At 52.6% G+C, this 3,590-nt stretch carries 4 protein-coding genes; 1 reads left to right on the forward strand and 3 read right to left on the reverse strand.

Annotated features, from left to right (window positions below; genetic code table 11):
- Positions 1–375 precede the first annotated feature (375 nt).
- Both IM295_RS18015 and IM295_RS18020 read right to left on the reverse strand, forming a co-directional pair.
- Positions 376–732 carry a hypothetical protein gene (locus tag IM295_RS18015; RefSeq protein WP_014884928.1) on the reverse strand — a complete coding sequence of 119 codons (357 nt, stop codon included), beginning with the start codon at positions 730–732 and terminating at the stop codon, positions 376–378.
- Positions 733–1,133: 401 nt separating this feature from the next.
- Positions 1,134–2,051: a LysR family transcriptional regulator gene (locus IM295_RS18020; RefSeq protein ID WP_059358047.1), complete on the reverse strand. Its 918-nt coding sequence runs from the start codon at positions 2,049–2,051 to the stop codon at positions 1,134–1,136.
- A gap of 98 nt (positions 2,052–2,149) precedes the next feature.
- On the opposite strand from IM295_RS18020, the gene IM295_RS18025 reads away from it, so the two are divergent.
- On the forward strand, positions 2,150–2,872 hold the full coding sequence (locus IM295_RS18025) for an SDR family oxidoreductase (protein WP_047367534.1): 723 nt from the start codon (positions 2,150–2,152) through the stop codon (positions 2,870–2,872).
- A 53-nt stretch (positions 2,873–2,925) separates the two neighbouring features.
- On the opposite strand, the gene IM295_RS18030 is transcribed toward IM295_RS18025, so the two are convergent.
- The coding region (locus IM295_RS18030; RefSeq protein ID WP_226859507.1) for an SDR family oxidoreductase at positions 2,926–3,590 on the reverse strand (665 nt) is incomplete at its 5' end.

The following is a 3,590-nucleotide window of genomic DNA, read 5'->3' on the forward strand; positions in this document are numbered from 1 at the left end:
TGGTATTGTATTCTTTGAATGAAATTAAAAATTTTATTATTTAAAGCTGCTTAATCATGGTTTAAGTTAGGATAACATTTTTGATGTAAGATATATTATATTAAAAGGGATTTAAAATATATTCTTATGTGGTGTTGGAATTATGCTACTGCGAGCAGGAATTATAATAACCTGCTGTATTTTCAATACGGTCATTCATTAACCTGATACTGAGGGCGAAAAAAATGACCACAGAGATGGGCATCCGGACATTTGCATCGATCCCCTCTGTCGTCATAAGGCGGCGAACAAAAAGGGGCAGATATACACGACGTATCGCTTTTATTTGAAGCAATAAAAAAGGCCGCTAACGCGGCCCTGAGGTGAGTGTGTCGGTTATTCAGTAACTTTCTTTTCCAGCTCGCTGGCACCTTCTTTGGTTTTGTTCCAGCCTTTCTCTGCGCCTTCTTTAGTGGCATCCCACCCCTTCTCGGTGCCTTCTTTGGTTTTATGCCAGGCTTTCTGGGAATCTTCGCTGACTTTGCTGCCAAGGCTTTCGCTCTTACCTTCCGCAGCATGCTGCTGTTTCAGCTTCAGCTCTTCGCCCTTGTTCTGCTCTTCGTGCAGTTTTTGCTTCGCTTCGTTGGCGTTTGCGTTCGCCGCAGCGACGGTATCGTCAGTTGCATGTGTGGTCGCAGCAAATACTGGGGAAGCCAGCAGAACGGCAGATAATGCGATAATTGTTTTTTTCATAATATCCTCATTTAACGTTATCGGTTATGAGCGTGATTCAGCATGGCACAGACGAAGCGGGGTGGCTTTAGGAAAAAACTGTAATGAGATCAAAGTACCCAGGCCAGCGCCCCCTTGCTTGAGGATCACCCGAAGGATAAAAAACCTATTTCTATGAGGGCTGCAAGGGTCAGCAGAATAAAGAAAATAACGACCATGGGTCTGTACATTTTAAGGCTCCATCCTTGTGTGATGTCTTGTCCAGCGTACGGGATACATCGTTAAGCCATCCCCGGCACGACATATCCCCTGAGTGAATTGTGTCCGTTTTTACTTTTCCATGGGAGGAGGGCGGTGTCGTTGATGTTTATCAAAGGGCAGCGGCAGGGTAAGGAAAATCTGCATGAAAGTTTCTGGCCTTGTTAGCGTTGAACGCTTTGCGTTGCCGCTGGCTGTCGCCACTGGCGGACGTGCTCGATCAGGGCTCTTAGCTTGGGCGCCATATTGTGACGCTGGGGAAAATAGAGATAAAAGCCTGGAAAAGACGGAAGAAACGTATCCAGCAGGGCAACAAGCTGCCCCGTTTCAATATACGGAGTGAATGTATCCTCCGTGGCTAAGGTTATGCCGCCGCCGGCCAGTGCCAGGCTGAGCATAAGGCGCAGATCGTTTGTGGTGATCTGCGGTTCAATCGCCACATCGAAAGGAACGCCCGCCTCCTCAAATTCCCAGCGATAGGGGGCAACGCCCGGGGCTGGGCGCCAGCCGATACACCGGTGAGCCACCAGCTCGCGGGGGTGCTCAGGTACACCGTGAGTCGCCAGATAGGACGGTGAAGCCACCACCCTCTCACGCTGCTGGCCCGTAAGGGGAACGGCGATCATGTCTTTTTCAATAACTTCACCCAGCCTTACCCCGGCGTCATAGCCCGCCGCCACGATATCGAACTCCTCGTCCGACACGAAGATATCAAGCGATACCGCAGGATGCGCAGCCGCAAACGAAGCGAGCAGCGGGCCAGAGAGAAACGCTTCCGCGATTGAGGTGACCGCGATTCTGAGCTGGCCGCGCGGTGTGCTGTCCGACGCGATGTCTTCAAATGCCGCTTCAATATTGGCGATGGGAGCCTGCAACGATTTACGCAGCCGTTCCCCTGCTTCAGTGAGGCTTACCGAGCGCGTGGTGCGCATCACCAGCAGGGTTTGAAAACCATCTTCAAGACGCCTAATCCCCTGACTGACAGCGGAGCGGGTTATGCCCAGCCGCGCGGCGGCAGCGCTAAAGCTGCGCTCCTCGGCGACCGCCAGAAAAACAGGTAACAGATTGAGATCGATTTTCATTGTTTAACATTGCTAACCAGTGAGTCCAGTAAATGCAGGATACAAGAAACAATGGTGAGTATCTATTATCACGTTGAACTCAACGTAAGGAGCAAAATATGAACAAAGTTATCTTAATTACCGGTGCATCAAGCGGTATCGGAGAAGGTATTGCCAGAGAGTTAGGCAAGGCTGGCGCGAACGTTTTCCTGGGCGCTCGCAGGCTGGATCGCATCAACGCCCTGGCTGCTGAAATCCGCAGTGCAGGGGGGGAAGCAGAGGCCGCAGTCTTAGACGTTACCAGCCGCCAGTCGATGGCTGACTTCGTACAGGCAGCGCGTGAAAAGTGGGGCCGCATTGACGTGCTGATTAACAACGCGGGCATCATGCCTCTTTCTCCGCTTTCGGCAGGCAAGCAGGATGAGTGGGAGCGCACCATTGACGTGAATATCAAGGGCGTGCTGTGGGGGATAGGCGCCGTTCTGCCGATTATGGAAGCCCAGGGCTCGGGACAAATCATTAATATCGGCTCGATTGGTGCCTTGTCCGTGGTGCCCACGGCTGCCGTCTACTGTGCCACCAAATTCGCCGTACGGGCGATTTCGGATGGTTTACGTCAGGAAAGTTCGAACATCCGCGTGACCTGCGTTAACCCTGGGGTAGTGGAAAGCGAACTGGCCTCGACCATTACGCACCCGGAAACTATGGCGGCGATGGACGCGTACCGTGCTATTGCCCTCAAACCTGCTGATATCGCCCGCGCTGTGCGCCACATCATCGAGGCGCCTGAGAGTGTCGATACAACAGAAATTACGATCAGACCGACGGCATCTGCAAACTAACGTTGCGGATGAAAATTAGCGGGTCAGGCCATTGCCTGACCCGCTTTACTTTCTTACCACGGCTGCTCGGTCGGCATAATAAACAGCTCTGCCACATCCACATGTTCCGGTGCCTGCAGCACGTAAACAATCGAGTCGGCGATATCATCGGCTTTCAGGAACGTCATCTTCTCCTTCAGCTGTTCCATCTGCGCACGATAATTTTCGTCACTGATATGCTCGAATAATTCACTTTCTACGGCACCCGGCTGGAGTGAGGTGACGCGAATGTTGAACTGCGGCGCCACTTCCATACGCAAAATATCCGAGAAGGCGGCAACGGCGTGCTTCGTTGCACAGTACACCCCAAGTCCGGGGAACGTTTTGCGCCCAGCGATCGACGAGGTATTGATGATGTGACCAGACCGCTGCGACTGCATAATCGGTAGTACGGCCGCTACGGTGTTAAAGAGGCCTTTTACGTTCACGTCTACCATTTGGTGCCATTCATCGACTTTGAGGCTGGCAATATCAGAGATCGGCATCAGCCCGGCGTTATTGAAGGCGATATCAATGTGGCCATAGCGTTTATGCAGTGTCGCGACCCCTTCATTAACCGAGGCCGGGTCAGTGACGTCCATAACCAGCGCAATGGCTTCACCGCCAGCAGCCTCAATTTCAGAGACCAGCGCCTGCAGGCGATCCAGGCGGCGGGCGGCGAGACCGACCCTGACGCCCT

Origin of the sequence: Enterobacter cloacae complex sp. P14RS (assembly GCF_014895895.1) — a bacterium.
GTDB lineage: Bacteria > Pseudomonadota > Gammaproteobacteria > Enterobacterales > Enterobacteriaceae > Enterobacter > Enterobacter bugandensis.